Source organism: Clostridioides sp. GD02377, assembly GCF_045899875.1.
GTDB classification, from domain to species: domain Bacteria; phylum Bacillota; class Clostridia; order Peptostreptococcales; family Peptostreptococcaceae; genus Clostridioides; species Clostridioides difficile_A.
Window position 1 is genome coordinate 1 of the sequence record NZ_JBJODA010000075.1, and the last position, 588, is coordinate 588.

Annotated in this window: 1 protein-coding gene; it reads right to left on the bottom strand. The window is 28.2% G+C overall.

Annotated features, from left to right (window positions below):
• The coding region (locus tag Q3304_RS20870) for a helix-turn-helix domain-containing protein (protein ID WP_407815494.1) at window positions 1–240 on the bottom strand (240 nt) is incomplete at its 3' end.
• Window positions 241–588 lie beyond the last annotated feature (348 nt).

A 588-nucleotide genomic window follows, 5' to 3' on the forward strand; every position in this document is an offset into this window, starting at 1 on the left:
GTTTTGTAGTGAAAATTTGTCAGGTTCTTTAAGCCACTCTAATTCTTTTTTTAAATTCGTCAAATCAGAACTACACTGTTTATAAGTAAAAGTTTCTTTATTGTTTTCATAAACTTCTATTTTTTTAGCAAGATATTTATTATATACAAATCTACAACATCCAAAAGTTTTGTTAATTAACTCTTGCTGTTTTTTATTTGGATACATCCTAAATTTATATGCTTTTCCCACTACTATCACCTCACTTTACTTGTTTTTTATGATTATGTAATACTGGATGTCCATATTTTACACACCATACTATATGGTATTTATACATATCTGAGCTACTTCAATTTTTACTCACCCATCCTAATATTAACAAGGTAAATTTTTTTAAACAAGTATTTTAAAGGTTTTTATATTTATTTTTAAATAACATATGTAAGAACCGTAAGTCCTAACTTTTATCATTTTTGAGGTTGTTGTTCACATAAGTTCGCTACTACCTATGCAGTTCTCTTATGAACTTCTTACACTTTCATGTAAGCACAGACTATATCTTATCCTTCGGTATTATCCGTTAAGGTCTACCCACTTCCACTACCG